The organism is Pseudomonas sp. LBUM1673, from assembly GCF_059695645.1.
In genome coordinates this window covers 950967-970850 of record NZ_CP166780.1, presented here as the reverse complement: position 1 = coordinate 970850, position 19884 = coordinate 950967, and the positions used below count along the sequence as shown (strand labels likewise).

Sequence of the window (19884 nt, the reverse complement as noted above, 5' to 3'; positions counted from 1 at the left end):
ACTGCCCAGACATCTCAGAAATTGGGTTCAAATTCCTATCAATAGTTTGAATTGGCTAATGGCGGGCTGGATAACTCTCTGGTTCATCCGGTATTTCATTACATCATCGACGCAATAACTGTCATGCCAAGAGTGGCTCGTCATGGGACGGATGGGTTACCAAACCGTGGACGGGGCGATCGAAGCGTTGATGCGTTGATGCGTTGATTCGTTGATTCGATAACCCGTACACAAAAACGGCGATCACCGAAGTGATCGCCGTTTTTTATTGCCTGGCAGAAGCCGGGGTGGGTATGTCTGATGATTTTGTGGTGATTGATCCGCCGCCTTCGCGAGCAGGCTCGCTCCCACAGTTCGACTGGGTAAATCTGAGGGAGACTGGTCGGCTGTCAGGCCGCCATCGCAGGCAAGCCAGCTCCCACAGTTTGATTTGTGTACATCCAGGAAAGGTTGGTCGGCTATAAGGCCGCCAAGCCAACAACCAGCTTGAATATGCCGAGATAGAAGGGTCCCCCTCAAAAAACGATATTTCCACCCTCCCCGCCAACAACGCTACCCTCAGGAAAACATCGCCGCCAAGCCCTCGGGGACTCCATGGAAAGAACCACCGTCAAACCACTTCTGCTTGCTCTTGCCCTCGCCACAACCGTACCACTCGCACAATCCGCCCACGCCGCCACGACCCTGGTCTACTGCTCCGAAGCCAGCCCTGCAGGCTTCGACCCCAGCCAATACACCAGCGGCACCGATTTCGACGCATCGGCCGAAACCGTCTTCAACCGCCTCACCCAGTTCAAACGCGGCGGCACCGAGGTCGAGCCCGGATTAGCGACAAGTTGGGATGTGAGCAAGGACGGCCTCAGCTACACCTTCCACCTGCGCGACGGCGTGAAATTCCACACCACCGACTACTTCACCCCGACCCGCGACTTCAACGCCGACGACGTGCTGTTCACCTTCCAGCGCCTGCTCGAGCCGGAAAACGCATTCCGCAAAGCCTACCCCGCCGAGTCGCCCTACTTCACCGACATGGACCTGAACAAAACGATCAAGAGCGTCGACAAAATCGACGACCATACCGTGCGTTTCAGCCTGAACAACATCGACGCCGCGTTCATCCAGAATCTGGCCATGAGCTTCGCCTCGGTGCAGTCCGCCGAGTACGGCGCGCAGTTGTTAAAAGAAGGCAAAGCGGCGGACATTAATCAGAAGCCGGTCGGCACCGGCCCGTTCGTGTTCAAGCGCTATCAGAAGGACTCGCAGATCCGCTTCGCCGGCAACAAGGCGTACTGGAAACCCGAAGACGTGAAACTCGACCACCTGATTTTCTCGATCACCCCGGACGCCGCCGTACGCTTGCAGAAGCTCAAGGCCGGCGAATGCCAGGTCAGCGGCTACCCGCGCCCGGCGGACATTGAAGTGATGGAGAAAGACCCAAACCTGACCGTGCTCAAGCAAGCCGGTTTCAACCTCGGTTTCCTCGCCTACAACGTGACCCACCCGCCGCTGGACCAGCTCAAGGTACGTCAGGCGCTGGACATGGCCATCGACAAACCGGCGATCATCAAGGCTGTCTACCAGAGTGCCGGGCAACTGGCGCAGAACGCCTTGCCACCGGCGCAATGGTCGTATGACCCGACCATCAAGGACGCGCCCCACGATCCGACCAAAGCCCGTGCGCTACTGAAAGAAGCAGGCGTTGCACCTGGTACGACTATCGATCTTTGGGCAATGACGGTGCAGCGCGCGTCCAACCCCAACGCGCGGATGTCGGCACAGATGATCCAGCAGGACTGGGAGAAAGTCGGGATCAAGGCCAACATCGTCAGCTATGAATGGGGCGAGTACATCAAGCGCGCCAAGACTGGCGAACACGACGCAATGATCTACGGCTGGACCGGCGACAACGGTGACCCCGACAACTGGCTCGGCGTGCTCTACAGCTGCGCCGCGGTGAAAGGTAGCAACTACGCCAAATGGTGCGATCCGGCCTACGACAAGCTGGTGCAGCAAGCCAAGGTGTCCACGGACAAACAGCAGCGGGTCAAACTGTACCAGCAGGCACAGCAAATCCTTAAGCAACAAGTACCTATCACACCCATTGCGAACTCGACGGTGTTCCAGCCTTTGCGCAAGGAAGTCACCGACTTCAAGATCAGCCCGTTCGGCCTTACCCCCTTCTATGGCGTGGGTATAAATAAGTAACACCAGGCTCCAACCGGGTGCGCCAGACGCCCCGGTTGCCCCTTGTCGGTGCACGATTTGCACCGTAAAAAACCTGCGCAAACGGTCAAATACACCACTACTTATACATATGCGACATTAAGGTACGTTCGTGCCACTCTTTAAGGCTTGTAGCCATTCAGGATCTTGCATTGGGTATGGCCCCTGCATAAGTATCCGCAGGGTCGACTCACGAGGTCGTCCTCTAATTCCAAAAATGACAACAAATCATGAGGCCACCATGCTTAAACACGCGGTCATTCCGTTTTTAGTCGGCGCAAGCCTGTTAGCTAGCGCACCTTTCGCCTTTGCTGCGACTAACCTGGTGTTTTGCTCCGAAGGGAGCCCGGCCGGTTTCGACCCAGGTCAGTACACCACCGGAACCGACTTCGACGCCTCTGCAGAAACCATGTTCAACCGCCTGACCCAGTTCGAGCGCGGCGGCACCGCCGTGATTCCTGGTCTGGCGACCAAGTGGGACATCTCCGATGACGGCCTGACTTACACCTTCCACCTGCGTGAAGGCGTCAAGTTCCACACCACCCCGTATTTCAAGCCAACTCGTGAGTTCAACGCCGACGATGTGCTGTTCACCTTCAATCGCATGATTAACAAGGATGACCCGTTCCGTAAGGCGTACCCGACCGAATTCCCGTACTTCACCGACATGGGGATGGACACCAACATCACCAAGATCGATAAAGTCGACGACCATACCGTCAAGTTCACCCTCAAAGATGTAGACGCCGCGTTCATCCAGAACATGGCCATGAGCTTCGCCTCCATCCAGTCCGCCGAGTACGCTGCCCAGCTGCTCAAGGAAGGCAAGCCTGCCGACATCAACCAGAAACCGGTCGGCACCGGCCCGTTCGTGTTCAAGAGCTACCAGAAAGACTCCAACATCCGCTACACCGGGAACAAGGACTACTGGCTGCCTGACGACGTCAAGATCGACAACCTGATCTTCGCCATCACCACCGACCCGTCGGTACGTATCCAGAAGCTGAAGAAGAACGAGTGCCAGATCACCCTGTTCCCTCGTCCGGCCGACCTGAAGGCGCTCAAAGAAGACAAAACCCTGAAACTGCCTGATCAGGCCGGTTTCAACCTCGGTTACATCGCCTACAACGTGATGGACAAGGTCAAGGGCAGCAACGAGCCGAACCCGCTGGCCGACCTGCGAGTTCGTCAGGCGCTGGACATGGCGGTCAACAAGCCACAGATCATCGACTCGGTTTATCAGGGCGCAGGCCAACTGGCCGTCAACGCCATGCCACCGACCCAGTGGTCTTATGACACCACCATCAAGGACGCCAAGTACGATCCTGAGAAAGCCAAAGCGTTGCTCAAGGAAGCCGGCGTCAAGGAAGGCACCGAAATCGTTCTGTGGGCGATGCCGGTACAGCGTCCGTACAACCCGAACGCCAAGCTGATGGCTGAAATGCTGCAGTCCGACTGGGCCAAGATCGGCTTGAAAGTGAAGATCACCAGCTACGAATGGGGCGAGTACATCAAGCGCTCCAAGGGCGGCGAGAACCAGGCGATGATCATCGGCTGGAGCGGCGACAACGGTGACCCGGACAACTGGCTCAACGTGTTGTTCGGCTGCGACTCGCTGAGCGGCAACAACTTCTCCAAATGGTGCGACAAGAAGTTCGACGGCCTCGTCAAGGAAGCCAAACGCACCACCGATCAGGCCAAGCGCACCGAACTGTACAAACAGGCGCAACACGTCCTCAAAGATGCTGTTCCAATGACACCTATCGCTCACTCGACGGTGTTCCAACCCATGCGCGCCAACGTGCAGGACTTCAAGATCAGCCCATTCGGCTTGAACTCCTTCTACGGCGTCAGCGTCAGCAAATAAGAAAAGGCAGCGGCGACGTTTTCAGCGTCGCCGTTGCTTTATCTGCCGAGAAAGTAGGAATACGCCTACATCCAAAACCCTGCGTACCACAGCAGCAGTTTTAGGACGCGTCGCCTTTTCCTACGAGTCTTTCAGACTCTACACATTTACTGCCAGACCCACGGCTCATACCGTCGGGCTCTGACCAGTTCATGTGTGGGCTCTCGGTAATCACTGCACGCAATGGTTTGAGATCAATGAAGCCCCACGTCCCCGGACGGGACAACGGCTCATTGCACAACACTAAAAGAGGGAGCGTCATGCGCCATACCTTGGTTTTATCCGCATTGCTGGGCACCGGCCTGTTGGCCGCTACTTCCATCAGCCAGGCCGCCAATAACAGCCTGGTGTTCTGCTCTGAAGGCAGCCCCGCCGGTTTCGACACCGCGCAGTACACCACTGCGACCGATAACGACGCCGCCGAGCCGCTGTACAACCGATTGGCAGAGTTTGAAAAAGGCGCCACCAACGTCGTACCGGGCCTGGCAACGAGCTGGGAAATTTCCGAGGACGGCCTCACGTACACGTTTCACCTGCGCGAAGGGGTGAAATTTCACACGACCAAGTACTTCACACCCACCCGTGACTTCAACGCCGATGATGTGCTGTTCACGTTCAATCGCATGCTCGATCCACAACAACCCTTCCGAAAGGCTTATCCGACCGAGTTCCCGTATTTCAACGGAATGAGCCTGAACAAGAACATCGCCAAGGTCGAGAAGACCGGGCCGCTGACCGTGGTAATGACGCTCAACAACGTCGACGCCGCGTTCATCCAGAACATCGCCATGAGCTTCGCAGCGATCCTGTCCGCCGAGTACGCCGATCAGTTGCTGGCGTCCGGCAAGCCGAGCGACATCAACCAGAAACCGATCGGCACTGGCCCGTTCGTGTTCAAGAGCTACCAGAAAGACTCCAACATCCGTTACAGCGGCAACAAGCAGTACTGGGACCCGAGCCGGGTCAAGCTCGACAACCTGATTTTCGCCATCAACACCGACGCCTCGGTACGCGTGCAGAAGCTCAAGGCCAACGAATGCCAGATCACCCTGCACCCGCGCCCCGCCGACGTGACTGCGCTGAAAAACGACCCGACACTCAAGCTCATCGAGAAGCCCGGCTTCAACCTCGGTTACATCGCCTATAACGTGCGGCATAAACCGTTCGATCAGCTCGAAGTGCGCCAGGCGCTGGACATGGCGGTGAACAAGCAAGGCATTCTCAACGCCGTCTATCAAGGCGCCGGCCAACTGGCGGTCAACGCCATGCCACCGACCCAATGGTCCTACGACGAAACGATTAAAGACGCCGCCTACAACCCGGAAAAAGCCAAAGAACTGCTCAAGGCCGCCGGCGTGAAGGAAGGCACCGAAATCACCCTCTGGGCCATGCCGGTCCAGCGTCCATACAACCCCAACGCCAAGTTGATGGCCGAAATGCTCCAGGCCGATTGGGCGAAGATCGGGCTCAAGGTCAAGATCGTCAGCTACGAATGGGGCGAGTACATCAAGCGCACCAAGAACGGCGAGCACGACATCAGCCTGATCGGCTGGACCGGTGACAACGGCGATCCGGACAACTGGCTCGGCACGCTTTACAGCTGCGATGCCATTGGCGGCAACAACTACTCCATGTGGTGCGATCCGGCCTACGACAAGCTGATCAAGCAGGCCAAAGTCGTCACCGATCGCGACCAGCGCACCGTGCTCTACAAACAGGCGCAGCAGTACCTCAAGCAGCAGGTACCGATCACACCAGTCGCCCACTCGACGGTCAACCAGCCGTTGAGCGCCAAAGTCGAGGGGTTCAAGGTCAGCCCCTTCGGTCGCAACGTGTTCTCGGGTGTCAGCCTGGACCAATAACCGTTTAGCCAGAAACGCCGGGGGCGAATTTCGCCCCCACGCAAGCGTGTTGCCGTAATTCGTCAATTCGGCCTATAGCAAACGTTTGCGATACCTGAATTAGTTCCAAACCAAATAGCCGGATCACCGAAAAAGACCGGCATTAAAAAAAAGAAAGAAAGGAGCTTCACCCATGAAACTGAGCAGCACCGCATTATTGGCCTTGGCCATCAGCAGCGTGACCGCCACGGCTTACGCTGAATCCCAAAGTCAGGCTTTCACCCCGGTTTCTGTGAAAGAGAAAAGCGCACAAAGCGAAGCCACTGGCTTTGTCGAAGGCCAATCGATCACTGGGAGCACGCGCAACTGGTATGCCAACGAGCAATTCAAGCGGGGCGCCAAACTCAATTACCGTCAGAATGGTGAAACTCGCCAGACTGACCGTCGCATCAACTGGCTGCAAGGCACGATCATCAAGTACAACTCGGGTTTCACTGAAGGCACCGTCGGGTTCAGCACCGAAGTAGCGGCTTACAATGCCATTGCCCTGGATCGTGATCGCAAAGACCTGGCCTCCAACAACGGCGGGGCGCCGACCACGCGTCCTGGCGCGGGTAACAACCGTACCTTGACCGAAGAAGGCGGCGACGCCGTCGACCAGTGGAGCAAACTGGGCCTGGCCAACGTCAAGGCCCGCGTCTCCAACACCACCCTGACCGCCGGCCGTCAGAACTTCAGCAGCCCGCAGGTAGATGTTATCGGTAACCGTGCCCTGCCTTCGAGCTTCCAGGGTGTGACCCTGCACAGCGAAGAGCTGGAGAACCTGTCCTTCGATCTCGGCACGTTCGATCGGAATTCGCCGCGTACCGAACAGAGCCAGCGTAAGTTCCGTTCCGAGTACGGCGCCACCAATGCCGAAGCCGATCACGTCAACACCGCCGGTATCACCTACCAGCCGTTCGCCAGCCTGACCACCAGCGTCTGGGGCACCCAGGCCGAAGACCTCTGGAATCAGTACTACTTCGGCGCCAGCCATGTACTGGGCGACAGTTCGATCCTGAGCCTGACCACTGGCTTGAACTACTACAAAACCGTTGATTCTGGTTCAGCCAAACTGGGCGAGATCGACAACGACACCTACTCCCTGTCGTTCGGCCTGACCCACCAGGCTCACAGCCTGACCTTCTCGTACCAGGAAGTGAACGGTAACGAGTACTTCGACTACCTGCACGAAACCAACGGCATCTACCTGGCCAACTCCTTGCTGTCGGACTTCAACGGCCCGAACGAGAAGTCCTTCCAGATCGCCTACGGTCTGAACATGGCCGAATACGGCGTGCCTGGCCTGAAGTTCAACATCTACCAGGCTCGCGGCTGGGGCATCGACGGCACTCACTACACCGGCAACGGCGGCGTGGCGGACAAGGGTTACGACGGTATCCAGAACCAGGATGGCGAACACCACTATGAATACGGTATCGGTGCTTCGTACGCCGTGCAGAGTGGTCCACTGAAGGCCACCGCTATCCGCGCGACCTATACCGCGCACCGTGCCAGCGAAAATCAGGCGGATGGCAGCCTCAACGAGTTCCGTCTCGTGACCACCATCCCGTTCAACATTTTGTAAAACGCATGCCTGCGGCTGACTCATGATGAGTCGGCCGTCTGGTTTTTCTGTTCACCGATTGCAGAGGGCTCTAGATGAAAATGCTTCCCCTACGAGCGGCCATCGCTGCCGCGTTGCTGAGTGTCGCCGTCGGCGTCTCGGCCAAACCCTTGGTGGTCTGTACCGAAGCCAGTCCGGAAGGCTTCGATATGGTCCAGTACACGACTGCAGTCACAGCCGATGCGGTGGCCGAAACCATCTTCAATCGTCTGGCGGACTTCAAGCCCGGCACCACTGAAGTGATCCCGGCACTGGCCGAGTCGTGGGACATCAGCGACGACGGTCTGACCTACACGTTCCACCTGCGCAAAGGCGTCAAGTTTCACACCACCGATTACTTCAAGCCGACCCGCGACATGAACGCCGACGACGTGGTCTGGAGCTTCCAGCGTCAGCTGGACCCGAAACACCCGTGGCATAACAAGTCGAGCGTGGGCTTCCCGTACTTTGAAAGCATGGGCTTCAAAGAGCTGCTCAAAAGTGTCGAAAAGGTCGATGACAACACGGTCAAATTCACCCTGACCCGCCGTGAAGCGCCGTTCCTGGCCGACATCGCCATGGCCTTCTCCTCGATCTACTCCGCCGAGTACGCCGATCAGTTGCTCAAGACCAACAAGGCCGGTGACCTGAACAACAAGCCAATCGGCACCGGCCCGTTCGTCTTCCAGCGTTACGCCAAGGACGCTCAGGTTCGCTTCAAGGCCAACCCGGACTACTTCCGCGGCAAACCACCGACTGATTCGCTGATTCTGGCGATTGCCACCGACAACAACGTGCGCCTGCAAAAGCTCAAGGCCAACGAGTGCCAGATCGCGCTGTATCCGAAACCGGATGACATCCCGAGCATCAAGAAAGACACCAACCTGAAGGTTGATGAGCTCAATGCGATGACCGTTTCGTACATCGCGATGAACACCTCGCACAAGTACATGAGCGACGTGCGCGTGCGTAAAGCCATCGACATCGCCTTCGACAAGGCTGCGTACGTCAACGCGCTGTTCGGCAAAGGCAATGCGACCGTGGCGGTCAACCCGTACCCGGACACCCTGCTGGGCTACAACCACAAACTGACCAACCCGCCGCGTGATCTGGACAAGGCTCGCGCCCTGCTCAAGGAAGCCGGCGTACCGGAAGGCACCACGTTTACCCTGTTCACCCGTAACGGCGGTGGTCCGACCAACCCGAACCCGATGCTCGGCGCGCAGATGATGCAGGCCGACCTGGCCAAGGTCGGGATCAAGGTCGATATTCGTGTCATGGAATGGGGCGAAATGCTCAAGCGCGCGAAAAACGGCGAGCACGACATGGTGTCCGCCGGTTGGGCTGGCGATAACGGCGATCCGGATAATTTCCTGACGCCTATGCTCAGTTGCGAAGCAGCCAAGAACGGCGAAAACTACGCTCGCTGGTGCAATGAAAAGTTCCAGACGCTGATCGACGAAGCACGGGCTAAAGTGAACCCGGAAGAACGCACAGCGCTCTACGAACAGGCCCAGGCTGTTTTCAATCAGGACCAGCCGTGGATCAGCATGGCGCACACCCGCATGTTCACCGCAATGCGCACCAACGTAGAGGGTTATCACATTAGCCCCCTCACCACTAATAACTTCGCCACCACCCAGGTGAAGTAGATAAAAAACGCCCGGCATCGCTGACCCCAGCGCTGCCGGGCATGCCTAACCGGCTGATGAGGTACACCACACGATGTTTAGTTTTATTGCCCGCCGATTGGGGTTGTTGATCCCCACGTTCTTCGGCATCACCTTGCTGACTTTCGCGTTGATTCGCATGATCCCTGGCGACCCCGTGGAAGTAATGATGGGCGAACGTCGGGTCGACCCCGAAATGCATGCTCAGGCAATGGAACGCCTAGGTCTGAACAAACCGCTGTATGCCCAATACCTGGATTACATTGGCAAGTTGGCCCACGGCGACCTTGGCGAATCCCTGCGTACCCGTGAAAGCGTCTGGACCGAGTTCAGCTCTCTATTCCCCGCGACCCTGGAACTGTCCATGGCCGCCCTGTTGTTCGCCGGCATCCTGGGCCTTCTGGCCGGGGTGATTGCGGCACTCAAGCGAGGATCCCTGTTCGACCATGGGGTGATGGGCATCTCCCTGGCGGGATATTCGATGCCAATCTTCTGGTGGGGCCTGATCCTGATCATGTTCTTCTCGGTGAGCCTGGGCTGGACCCCGGTGTCCGGGCGGATCGACCTGCTCTACGACATCGAGCCGCGCACCGGTTTCATGCTGATCGATACGCTGCTGGCCGATGACGTCGGGGCGTTCTTCGATGCCCTGCATCACCTGATCCTGCCGGCCATCGTGCTCGGCACCATCCCGCTGGCGGTGATCGCGCGGATGACCCGTTCGTCGATGCTCGAAGTACTGCGTGAAGACTACATCCGTACCGCCCGCGCCAAAGGCCTGTCGCCGTCGCGCGTGGTGTTCGTTCACGGCCTGCGTAATGCGCTGATTCCGGTACTGACCGTGGTCGGCCTGCAAGTCGGCACGCTGCTGGCCGGTGCGGTCCTGACCGAAACCATTTTCTCCTGGCCCGGCATCGGCAAATGGCTGATCGAAGCCATTGGCGCACGGGACTATCCCGTGGTGCAAAACGGCATCCTGTTAATCGCCTGCCTGGTGATTCTGGTCAACTTCGTGGTGGACATCCTCTACGGTTTTGCCAACCCACGCATCCGTCACCAGCGCTGAGATCAAGACCATGACCACTCTCACTACACCGGTAGCAGTCGATCAAAGCCTGCTGTACCCGTCTCCGTACAAAGAATTCTGGCAAGCATTCTCCAAGAACAAAGGTGCCGTCGCCGGCCTGATGTTCATGCTGCTGGTGATTTTCTGCGCGATCTTCGCCCCGTGGGTCGCACCGCATAACCCCAGCGAGCAGTACCGCGACTTCTTGCTGACCCCGCCGTCCTGGCTGGAAGGCGGGCAGATCCAGTTCCTGCTGGGCACCGATGAACTCGGTCGCGATCTGCTGTCGCGTTTGATTCACGGCTCGCGCCTGTCCTTGATGATCGGCTTGTCGTCGGTGGTCATGTCGCTGATTCCGGGCATCCTGCTGGGGCTGTTCGCCGGGTTCTACCCTCGCGTGCTCGGCCCGACCATCATGCGCCTGATGGATATCATGCTGGCCCTGCCGTCCTTGCTGCTGGCTGTGGCGATTGTCGCCATCCTCGGCCCTGGCCTGATCAACACCATTATCGCCATCGCTGTGGTGTCCCTGCCGTCCTATGTTCGTCTGACCCGCGCCGCGGTGATGGGCGAGTTGAACCGCGATTACGTGACCGCCGCGCGCCTGGCCGGTGCCGGTCTGACACGCCTGATGTTCATCACCGTGCTGCCCAACTGCATGGCACCGCTGATCGTCCAGGCCACCTTGAGCTTCTCTTCGGCGATTCTCGATGCCGCGGCACTGGGCTTCCTCGGCCTTGGCGTGCAACCGCCAACCCCTGAGTGGGGCACCATGCTGGCTTCGGCTCGCGACTACATCGAACGCGCCTGGTGGGTGGTGAGCTTGCCTGGTTTGACCATTTTGCTCAGCGTGCTGGCAATCAACTTGATGGGCGACGGCCTGCGCGATGCGCTGGACCCGAAACTCAAGAACGCCGCCTGAGGAGATTCACATGTCACTGTTAGAAATCAAGAATCTCAACGTTCGCTTCGGCGACGCCAACGCCGTTCCGGTGGTCGACGGTCTCGACATTTCCGTGGACAAGGGCGAAGTACTGGCCATCGTTGGCGAATCGGGTTCCGGCAAGTCCGTGACCATGATGGCGCTGATGGGCCTGATCGAGCACCCGGGGATCGTCACCGCCGACGCGCTGAATTTCGACGGCAAAAACATGCTCAAGCTCAGTAACCGTCAGCGTCGGCAAATCGTCGGCAAAGACCTGGCCATGGTCTTCCAGGACCCGATGACCGCGCTGAACCCTAGCTACACCGTTGGTTTCCAGATCGAAGAAGTGCTGCGCCTGCACCTGAAGATGTCCAGCAAGCAAGCCCGCAAGCGCGCCATCGAACTGCTGGAAAAAGTGGAAATCCCGGGCGCCGCCAGCCGTATGAACGCCTACCCGCATCAACTCTCCGGCGGTATGAGCCAGCGCGTGGCAATTGCCATGGCGATTGCCGGTGAACCGAAACTGCTGATCGCCGACGAACCCACCACCGCACTCGACGTAACGATTCAGGCCCAGATCATGGACCTGCTGCTGGCGTTGCAGAAAGAGCAGAACATGGGCCTGGTGCTGATCACTCACGACCTCGCGGTTGTGGCCGAAACCGCCCAGCGCGTGTGCGTGATGTATGCCGGCCAGGCGGTTGAAGTCGGTCAGGTACCACAACTGTTCGACATTCCCGCGCACCCGTACAGCGAAGCGCTGCTGGCGGCGATTCCGGAACACAGCATGGGCGCCGCGCGCCTGTCGACATTGCCGGGCATCGTTCCCGGCCGTTACGACCGCCCGCAAGGCTGCCTGCTGTCGCCGCGCTGCCCGTATGTGCAGGACAACTGCCGCACCCAGCGTCCAGCCCTTGACCAGAAAAGCAACAGCCTCGCCCGCTGCTTCTACCCGTTGAACCAGGAGGTGGCGTAATGGCCGTCGTACTTACCGCCCGCGACCTGACCCGTCACTACGAAGTGTCCCGTGGCCTGTTCAAAGGCCATGCGACCGTTCGCGCCTTGAACGGTGTGTCGTTCGAACTGGAAGCCGGCAAGACCCTCGCTGTCGTCGGCGAATCGGGCTGCGGCAAATCCACCCTGGCCCGTGCCCTGACGCTGATCGAAGAGCCGTCCTCCGGCTCCTTGAAAATCGCCGGTCAGGAAGTCGCTGGTGCAGACAAGGCCCAGCGCAAGCAACTGCGCAAAGACGTGCAGATGGTGTTCCAGAGCCCGTACGCGTCGTTGAACCCACGGCAGAAAATCGGTGATCAGCTTGCAGAGCCATTATTGATCAACACCAACCTCAGCGCCTCGGAACGTCGCGACAAAGTCCAGGCAATGATGAAACAGGTGGGCTTGCGTCCCGAGCACTACCAGCGTTATCCGCACATGTTCTCCGGCGGTCAGCGCCAGCGGATCGCCCTGGCTCGCGCGATGATGCTGCAACCGAAAGTGCTGGTGGCGGACGAACCGACTTCAGCGCTGGACGTGTCGATTCAAGCGCAGGTACTCAACCTGTTCATGGATTTGCAGCAAGAGTTCAACACGGCCTACGTGTTCATCTCCCACAACCTGGCCGTGGTGCGCCACGTCGCCGATCACGTGATGGTGATGTACCTCGGCCGCCCCGTGGAAATGGGCCCGAAAGAGGACATCTACACCCGTCCGCTGCACCCGTACACCCAGGCACTGTTGTCGGCCACTCCGACCATTCACCCGGATCCGGACAAGCCGAAAATCAAGATCGTCGGCGAACTGCCGAACCCGCTGAACCCACCGTCCGGTTGCGCCTTCCACAAGCGCTGCCCGTACGCGACCGAGCGCTGCAGCATCGAAGAACCAGCCCTGCGCCTGCTCGATACCCGCCAGGTGGCTTGCCACTACGCCGAGCAATTCCTCGACGGCGCGGCATAAAATGTGGGAGCGGGCTTGCTCGCGAAAGCGGTCGGTCAGTCGACATTGATATTGACTGGCATGACGCCTTCGCGAGCAAGCCCGCTCCCACAGAGACACTTGACCTGTTCACCAACCCCTTTTATTCCGATTGCGCATCGGTCCAGCAGGAGGGGTTTTCTTTTGTCCGTCATTTACGTTTGCGTGTCTTCCTCATCCTCATCCTCATCGGTGTCTGGGTCGTCATCGTCTGATTCGGACGCGGCAATCATCAGCTCGCTGTGCACGCCTTGCCCGTTCGAGGCCTGCTCATCATGGTCCGGGCACTCCGCCCATGCCGCCGCCGACGTGCCGAGGGACAGCATCACCAAAACCTTAAGCAACAACACAATGCGTTGAAAAATGCTCATAGCCGATTCCATCCTTTCTTGTGTGAAGCATGGGTGCCGGACTGGCGCTGAGTGAAATCTAGTTCCGATTGGCCGGGTTCTCCAGATAGGACGCTACCGGGTAGCAGGAAATGCCATTGGAAGATAGATTGGTTTGGAATAGCTGTTATGCCGAACCGATATTACTGTGGAAGCGGGCTTGCTCGCGAAAGCGTCGGGTCAGTCGACATCAATGTTGAATGAAAGGCCGCTTTCGCGAGCAAGTCGGATCGCCGCACCGCCGCTCCCACATTTTGACCGAGTAGGGCAAAAAAAAATCCCCGAGGCTTACGCATCGGGGCTTTGGGTGTTACCGCTCAACGCTTAATGATGCTCACGCGTCGCACGGAATTTCACGTCTGGCCAACGCTCTTCCATCAGCGCCAGGTTGACCCGGGTCGGGGCCAGGTAGGTCAGATGACCGCCGCCGTCGACCGCGAGGTTTTCCACGGCCTTGACCCGGAACTCCTCGAGCTTCTTCTTATCATCGCAATCAATCCAGCGCGCGGAATAAACAGTGATCGGCTCATACGAGCACTCGACCTTGTATTCCTCTTTCAAGCGACTGGCGACCACATCGAACTGCAGCACGCCGACGGCGCCGAGGATGATGTCGTTGCTGCGCTCGGGGAAGAACACCTGAGTGGCGCCTTCTTCAGCCAGTTGTTGCAAGCCCTGACGCAGTTGCTTGGATTTCAGCGGATCACGCAGACGCACGCGACGGAACAGTTCCGGAGCGAAGTGCGGAATACCGGTGAAGCCCAGGACTTCACCTTCGGTAAAGGTGTCACCGATCTGGATGGTGCCGTGGTTGTGCAAACCGATGATGTCGCCGGCAAACGCTTCTTCCAGTTGCTCACGCTCGGAGGAGAAGAAGGTCAGCGCATCGCCGATCCGCACGTCCTTGCCGGTGCGCACGTGGCGCATTTTCATGCCTTTTTCGTATTTGCCGGAGCAGATACGCATGAAGGCGATGCGGTCGCGGTGTTTCGGGTCCATGTTCGCCTGGATCTTGAATACGAAGCCTGCGAACTTCTCTTCAACCGGCTCCACGGTGCGCTCATTGGCGACACGGGCCAGCGGTTTCGGCGCCCAGTTGACCACGGCATCGAGCACGTGATCGACACCGAAGTTGCCCAATGCGGTACCGAAGAACACCGGGGTCAGTTGGCCGTCGAGGAATTCCTGTTGATTGAATTCGTGACAGGCACCCTGCACCAGTTCCAGTTGATCGACGAAGCGATCGTACTCGTCGCCCAAGTGCGCGCGGGCTTCGTCGGAGTCGAGTTTCTCGATGATTTTCACATCGGTGCGCTCGTGGCCGTGGCCGGCGGTGTAGACGATGATGTAGTCGTCGGCGAGGTGATAAACGCCTTTGAAATCGCGGTAGCAACCGATCGGCCAGGTGATCGGCGCCGCTTTGATTTTCAGGACCGCTTCGATTTCGTCGAGCAGTTCGATCGGGTCGCGGATGTCACGGTCGAGTTTGTTGATGAAGCTGACGATCGGCGTGTCACGCAGACGGCAGACGTCCATCAGCGCGATGGTCCGTGGCTCTACACCCTTACCGCCGTCGAGGACCATCAAGGCCGAGTCCACCGCGGTCAGGGTGCGGTAGGTGTCTTCGGAGAAGTCTTCGTGGCCCGGGGTGTCGAGCAGGTTGACCATGTGATCGCGATACGGGAACTGCATGACCGACGTGGTAATGGAAATACCCCGTTGTTTTTCCATTTCCATCCAGTCGGAGGTGGCATGGCGGTCGGATTTACGCGACTTCACCGTACCAGCAATCGCAATCGCCTTGCCCATCAGCAGGAGCTTCTCGGTGATGGTGGTTTTACCGGCATCGGGGTGGGAAATAATGGCGAAAGTGCGGCGTTTCGCGACTTCGGCGGCCTGTTTGGTCATGGGAAATCGCCTGGCAGGTGATTCAAAAAAGGGCGGCGAGTATAGCTCAAATCGACATCTACGGACCACCGTTCGCCCTGTAGCAGCTGCCGAGCCCGCGAGGCTGCGTTCGGCGGCGAAGCCGTCGTAGAGTCGCCAACCGCGGTCAATCTGACACACCGCAGAGCCTGGTTTTACGACGGCTGCGCCGCCGAACGCAGCCTCGCAGGCTCGGCAGCTGCTACGGGATGAGGGGCGACCGGGGTGGCCCAATAGAGTCTTACGTGGGAACCTTTTGAACAGTAGAGACGTCCACTCCCCTGTTACGACCCATCGTCAGGGGCTGAAAAAATCAGCAAGTTAGCCTGACGAGGCTGCGCTTATGGCTTGATCTCATGCGGTTTTATCAGCATGAAGAGCTGCTTCTCGCGAACGTTGATAATCCCGGCAGCCAGGAATGGCATGCCCCACGGGACTGCGTCCGCCGACAAAGAAAAAAGGAGTCCGCCTGTGGCTATTCGCTATGGCAAAGGGCTGACAGGAGGTGCGGTTGTCGTCGCCCTTCTGGCCCTGCTGGTCCACTGGATTGGCATCAACACGATCGAACAGTACCGCGACGATTTGTTGTTTTACCTGCAAGCTCATCTGATTCTTGTCCTCGTTTCCATGCTGGCCGCCCTCGTTGTGGGCATCCCCGCCGGCATCTTCCTCAGCCGCCCGACCATGGTTGGACGCGCCGAACGCTTCATGCAGATCTTCAACATTGGCAACACCGTGCCGCCACTCGCCGTATTGGCCATCGCCCTGGGGATCCTCGGCATCGGCAGCGGCCCGGCGATCTTCGCTCTGTTCCTCGCCTCGCTGTTGCCAATCGTACGCAACACCTATGAAGGGCTGAAAAACGTCCAGGGTTCACTCAAGGAAGCGGCCGTCGGCATTGGCATGACACCGACTCAGGTGCTGTGGCGCGTCGAACTGCCGAACGCTGTGCCGATCATCATCGGTGGCGTGCGTGTGGCCCTGGCGATCAACGTCGGGACTGCACCGCTGGCGTTCCTGATCGGCGCCAACAGTCTGGGCAGCCTGATTTTCCCAGGCATCGCCTTGAACAATCAGCCGCAACTGCTGCTCGGCGCGGCCTGCACCGCCCTGCTGGCCTTGCTGCTCGACGGTCTGGTGACACTCGCCAGCCGCCTCTGGCTCGAACGCGGCTTGCGCCCGTCTTAAGCCTCGGCAAAGGAATATCTATGAAAAAAATATGCTTATTTTTAGGCTGCGCCCTGCTGTTCGCAGGAATCGCCCAAGCCGCTGAAAAACCCGTGATCCGCATCGGCGCCCGGGTGTTCACCGAACAAACCCTGCTGGCGGAAATCACCTCCCAGTACCTGCGCACCAAGGGTTACGACACTCAGGTGACCGGCGGTCTGGGCAGCAACCTGGCCCGCAGCGCCCACGAAAGTGGTCAGCTGGATTTGATGTGGGAATACACCGGCGTATCGTTGGTGGCTTACAACCACATCACTGACAAGCTCGACAGCGCTCAGTCCTACGCCAAGGTCAAAGAACTCGACGCGAAAAAAGGCCTGATCTGGCTGACCCCGTCGAAGTTCAGTAACACCTACGCCCTGGCGCTGCCGGAAAGCACCGCGAAGGCTTACCCGCAAATCAACACCATCAGCGAGCTGAACACGGTGCTGCAGGCTGAGGCGAAGACCCATCACCTGGTGGCGCTGGATACCGAGTTCGCCAACCGTTCCGACGGTCTGGACGGCATGGTCGACCTCTACGGCATGAACCTGACCCGCAACAACATCCGTCAGATGGATGCCGGGCTGGTCTACACCGCCCTGCGCAACGGCCAAGTGTTTGCCGGCCTGGTCTACACCACCGACGGTCGCTTGAACGCCTTCAAGCTCAAGTTGCTCGAAGACGACAAGCATTACTTCCCCGACTACACCGCCGCCCCGGTGGTGCGCCAGGTCTACCTCGACGCCCACCCGAAACTTGCCGAAGAACTCAAACCACTGGCCGAACTGTTCGACGACGCCACCATGCGCCAGCTCAACGCGCGGGTTGATGTCGATCACGAAAGCCCTTCATCCGTTGCCGTCGATTTCCTGCGCCAGCATCCACTGAACTAAGGAGGAAAAGACATGGATTTTCTGAACGCCTTTTCCCATCTCGACTGGCCGCAGGTTTTGCAACTGACCGGGCAGCACATCACCCTTGTCGGTATTGCCGTGACCCTGGCGATTCTCGTTGGCGTGCCGCTGGGCGTCCTGATGACACGCTTCCCGACACTCGCCGGCCCGTTGCAAGCCAGCGCCACGGTGCTGCTGACCGTTCCGTCGATTGCGCTGTTCGGCCTGCTGCTGCCGTTCTACTCAAAATTCGGCCAGGGCCTGGGCCCGATGCCGGCGATCACCGCAGTGTTTCTGTATTCGCTGCTGCCGATCATGCGTAACACCTACCTCGCCTTGACCGGCGTGGAACCTGGCATTCGCGAAGCCGCGCGCGGCATCGGCATGACCTTCGGCCAGCGCTTGCGCATGGTCGAACTGCCCATCGCCGTGCCGGTGATCCTCGCCGGCGTGCGCACCGCCGTGGTCATGAATATCGGCGTGATGACCATCGCCGCGACCATCGGCGCCGGTGGCCTCGGTGTACTCATTCTCGCTTCCATCAGCCGCAGCGACATGTCGATGCTGATCGTCGGCGCCGTGCTGGTCAGTCTCCTGGCCATCTTCGCCGACCTGCTTCTGCAATGGCTGCAACGCACGCTGACTCCAAAAGGACTCCTGAAATGATCGAACTTCAAAACCTCAGCAAGACCTTCCAAAGCAACGGCAAAGATGTGAAAGCCGTGGACTCGGTAAGCCTGACCGTCAATGAAGGCGAGATCTGTGTGTTCCTCGGGCCATCGGGCTGCGGCAAAAGCACCACGCTGAAGATGATCAACCGGTTGATCAAACCGACCTCGGGCAAGATCCTGATCAACGGCGAAGACACCACCGACCTCGACGAAGTGACCCTGCGCCGTAACATCGGTTATGTGATCCAACAGATCGGTCTGTTCCCGAACATGACCATCGAGGAAAACATCACTATCGTTCCGCGCCTGCTCGGCTGGGACAAACAGAAATGCCACGACCGCGCCCGCGAATTGATGAGCATGATCAAGCTCGAACCCAAGCAGTATCTGACTCGCTATCCGCGTGAATTGTCCGGCGGCCAGCAGCAACGGATCGGCGTGATTCGTGCGCTGGCAGCGGATGCGCCGCTGCTGTTGATGGACGAACCGTTCGGCGCGGTCGACCCGATCAACCGCGAGATGATCCAGAACGAATTCTTCGAGATGCAACGGGCGCTGAACAAGACCGTGATCATGGTCAGCCACGACATCGACGAAGCGATCAAGCTAGGCGACAAGATCGCGATTTTCCGCGCCGGCAAACTGCTACAGATCGATCACCCGGATACGCTGCTGGCGCACCCGGCGGATGACTTTGTCAGCAACTTCGTCGGCCAGGACAGCACCCTCAAGCGTCTGTTGCTGGTCAAAGCGCAAGACGCGGCGGACAACGCGCCGTCGGTGAGCCCGGAAACCCCGGTGGCCGAAGCGCTGGAGTTGATGGACGAACTGGACCGTCGTTACGTGGTGGTTACCTGTGCCGAGAACAAGGCCTTGGGCTACGTGCGCCGTCGCGACCTGCACCGCCAGACCGGCACCTGCACGCAATACCTGCGCGAGTTCAACGCCACCGCGGTATACGACGAGCATTTGCGCATCCTGCTGTCGCGCATGTACGAGTTCAACCGCTCGTGGTTGCCAGTGATGGACGCCGAGCGGGTGTTCCTGGGTGAGGTGACTCAGGAATCGATTGCCGAATATTTGAGTTCCGGCAAGTCCCGTGGGGGCAAGACCAGCATTGTCTCGCCAGCGGAAGCTGCGTTGGTCTGACCGACCCTGTGGCGAGGGAGCTTGCTCCCGCTCGGTTGCGCAGCAGCCGCAAATTTGGGGCCGCTTCGCAGCCCAGCGGGAGCAAGCTCCCTCGCCACAAAGGCCATGCACATCCCTCCAAAAATCCTCATTCGGGGAACATCACACTGTCATGCAGGTCGGTTACATCAGTAGCTGTCCGGGACCGCACGACGGAAGCGTGCAAAAACGCGACATTTTTTGTTGATCTCGAGCTCCTCACGCCCTAAAGTTCGCGCCGAACGTCCATGCTGGAAACGATCCATCCGGCTCAAGTACTGACGACGAGACAGCAAGGCCAAGGGAAGCGCCGCCTCCCATGGCCTTTTTGCTTTCGGCGACATGCCTTGGGAAGTAGGCGAACCAAAGTGGGGATACG

At 58.8% G+C, this 19884-nt stretch carries 15 protein-coding genes; 13 read left to right on the top strand and 2 right to left on the bottom strand.

Annotated features, from left to right (window positions below; all coding sequences use genetic code 11):
- Positions 1–594: 594 nt before the first annotated feature.
- The 9 genes from ACA044_RS04265 to ACA044_RS04225 all read left to right on the top strand — a co-directional run bounded on the left by ACA044_RS04265 (position 595) and on the right by ACA044_RS04225 (position 13232).
- Positions 595–2205, top strand: coding sequence for an ABC transporter substrate-binding protein (locus tag ACA044_RS04265; protein ID WP_497445287.1), 1611 nt, complete (start codon positions 595–597; stop codon positions 2203–2205).
- Positions 2206–2464: 259 nt separating this feature from the next.
- A complete protein-coding gene (locus ACA044_RS04260; protein WP_497445286.1) occupies positions 2465–4090 on the top strand; it encodes an ABC transporter substrate-binding protein in 1626 nt (541 codons plus the stop codon).
- Positions 4091–4389: 299 nt separating this feature from the next.
- Entirely contained in the window at positions 4390–5991 is a 1602-nt protein-coding gene (locus ACA044_RS04255; protein ID WP_497445285.1) for an ABC transporter substrate-binding protein, read from the top strand.
- A gap of 172 nt (positions 5992–6163) precedes the next feature.
- A complete protein-coding gene (locus tag ACA044_RS04250; protein ID WP_497445284.1) occupies positions 6164–7597 on the top strand; it encodes an OprD family porin in 1434 nt (477 codons plus the stop codon).
- 74 nt (positions 7598–7671) lie between these two features.
- Positions 7672–9267 carry an ABC transporter substrate-binding protein gene (locus ACA044_RS04245; protein WP_497445283.1) on the top strand — a complete coding sequence of 532 codons (1596 nt, stop codon included), beginning with the start codon at positions 7672–7674 and terminating at the stop codon, positions 9265–9267.
- Positions 9268–9340: 73 nt separating this feature from the next.
- The gene (locus ACA044_RS04240; protein ID WP_007900379.1) at positions 9341–10351 is read left to right on the top strand and encodes an ABC transporter permease subunit; all 1011 of its coding nucleotides are present in this window, start codon (positions 9341–9343) and stop codon (positions 10349–10351) included.
- 10 nt (positions 10352–10361) lie between these two features.
- Positions 10362–11273 carry an ABC transporter permease subunit gene (locus ACA044_RS04235; RefSeq protein ID WP_497445282.1) on the top strand — a complete coding sequence of 304 codons (912 nt, stop codon included), beginning with the start codon at positions 10362–10364 and terminating at the stop codon, positions 11271–11273.
- A gap of 10 nt (positions 11274–11283) precedes the next feature.
- Positions 11284–12252 (top strand): ABC transporter ATP-binding protein, encoded by a 969-nt coding sequence (locus tag ACA044_RS04230; RefSeq protein WP_497445281.1) that lies wholly within the window; start codon positions 11284–11286, stop codon positions 12250–12252.
- Positions 12252–13232 carry a peptide ABC transporter ATP-binding protein gene (locus ACA044_RS04225; RefSeq protein ID WP_497445280.1) on the top strand — a complete coding sequence of 327 codons (981 nt, stop codon included), beginning with the start codon at positions 12252–12254 and terminating at the stop codon, positions 13230–13232. The genes ACA044_RS04230 and ACA044_RS04225 overlap by 1 nt, the downstream gene beginning before the upstream one ends.
- A gap of 173 nt (positions 13233–13405) precedes the next feature.
- On the opposite strand, the gene ACA044_RS04220 is transcribed toward ACA044_RS04225, so the two are convergent.
- On the bottom strand, positions 13406–13621 hold the full coding sequence (locus ACA044_RS04220) for a hypothetical protein (protein WP_497445279.1): 216 nt from the start codon (positions 13619–13621) through the stop codon (positions 13406–13408).
- Positions 13622–13963: 342 nt separating this feature from the next.
- Positions 13964–15547, bottom strand: coding sequence for a peptide chain release factor 3 (locus ACA044_RS04215; RefSeq protein ID WP_497445278.1), 1584 nt, complete (start codon positions 15545–15547; stop codon positions 13964–13966).
- 489 nt (positions 15548–16036) lie between these two features.
- Here ACA044_RS04215 and ACA044_RS04210 point away from each other — a divergent pair, with 489 nt between their 5' ends.
- From ACA044_RS04210 to ACA044_RS04195, 4 genes are read left to right on the top strand one after another with little or no spacing between them, the layout of a single operon-like run.
- Positions 16037–16753, top strand: a complete 717-nt coding sequence (locus ACA044_RS04210; RefSeq protein WP_192417399.1) for an ABC transporter permease — start codon at positions 16037–16039, stop codon at positions 16751–16753.
- Between the two features lie 20 nt (positions 16754–16773).
- The gene (locus ACA044_RS04205; protein WP_497445277.1) at positions 16774–17667 is read left to right on the top strand and encodes a glycine betaine ABC transporter substrate-binding protein; all 894 of its coding nucleotides are present in this window, start codon (positions 16774–16776) and stop codon (positions 17665–17667) included.
- A gap of 12 nt (positions 17668–17679) precedes the next feature.
- Positions 17680–18333, top strand: a complete 654-nt coding sequence (locus ACA044_RS04200) for an ABC transporter permease (RefSeq protein WP_497445276.1) — start codon at positions 17680–17682, stop codon at positions 18331–18333.
- Positions 18330–19487 carry an osmoprotectant ABC transporter ATP-binding protein OsmV gene (locus ACA044_RS04195; protein WP_497445275.1) on the top strand — a complete coding sequence of 386 codons (1158 nt, stop codon included), beginning with the start codon at positions 18330–18332 and terminating at the stop codon, positions 19485–19487. Before ACA044_RS04200 ends, ACA044_RS04195 begins: the two co-directional genes overlap by 4 nt.
- The last annotated feature ends 397 nt before the right edge of the window (positions 19488–19884 follow it).

What these genes read in the sequence shown, in the direction of transcription:
- ACA044_RS04240 (WP_007900379.1), top strand. Translation starts at nt 9,341, where the DNA reads ATGTTTAGTTTTATTGCCCGCCGATTGGGGTTGTTGATCCCCACGTTC.
- ACA044_RS04205 (WP_497445277.1), top strand. Translation starts at nt 16,774, where the DNA reads ATGAAAAAAATATGCTTATTTTTAGGCTGCGCCCTGCTGTTCGCAGGA.
- ACA044_RS04245 (WP_497445283.1), top strand. Translation starts at nt 7,672, where the DNA reads ATGAAAATGCTTCCCCTACGAGCGGCCATCGCTGCCGCGTTGCTGAGT.
- ACA044_RS04200 (WP_497445276.1), top strand. Translation starts at nt 17,680, where the DNA reads ATGGATTTTCTGAACGCCTTTTCCCATCTCGACTGGCCGCAGGTTTTG.
- ACA044_RS04265 (WP_497445287.1), top strand. Translation starts at nt 595, where the DNA reads ATGGAAAGAACCACCGTCAAACCACTTCTGCTTGCTCTTGCCCTCGCC.
- ACA044_RS04220 (WP_497445279.1), bottom strand. Translation starts at nt 13,621, where the DNA reads ATGAGCATTTTTCAACGCATTGTGTTGTTGCTTAAGGTTTTGGTGATG.
- ACA044_RS04260 (WP_497445286.1), top strand. Translation starts at nt 2,465, where the DNA reads ATGCTTAAACACGCGGTCATTCCGTTTTTAGTCGGCGCAAGCCTGTTA.
- ACA044_RS04215 (WP_497445278.1), bottom strand. Translation starts at nt 15,547, where the DNA reads ATGACCAAACAGGCCGCCGAAGTCGCGAAACGCCGCACTTTCGCCATT.
- ACA044_RS04255 (WP_497445285.1), top strand. Translation starts at nt 4,390, where the DNA reads ATGCGCCATACCTTGGTTTTATCCGCATTGCTGGGCACCGGCCTGTTG.
- ACA044_RS04250 (WP_497445284.1), top strand. Translation starts at nt 6,164, where the DNA reads ATGAAACTGAGCAGCACCGCATTATTGGCCTTGGCCATCAGCAGCGTG.
- ACA044_RS04230 (WP_497445281.1), top strand. Translation starts at nt 11,284, where the DNA reads ATGTCACTGTTAGAAATCAAGAATCTCAACGTTCGCTTCGGCGACGCC.
- ACA044_RS04195 (WP_497445275.1), top strand. Translation starts at nt 18,330, where the DNA reads ATGATCGAACTTCAAAACCTCAGCAAGACCTTCCAAAGCAACGGCAAA.
- ACA044_RS04235 (WP_497445282.1), top strand. Translation starts at nt 10,362, where the DNA reads ATGACCACTCTCACTACACCGGTAGCAGTCGATCAAAGCCTGCTGTAC.
- ACA044_RS04225 (WP_497445280.1), top strand. Translation starts at nt 12,252, where the DNA reads ATGGCCGTCGTACTTACCGCCCGCGACCTGACCCGTCACTACGAAGTG.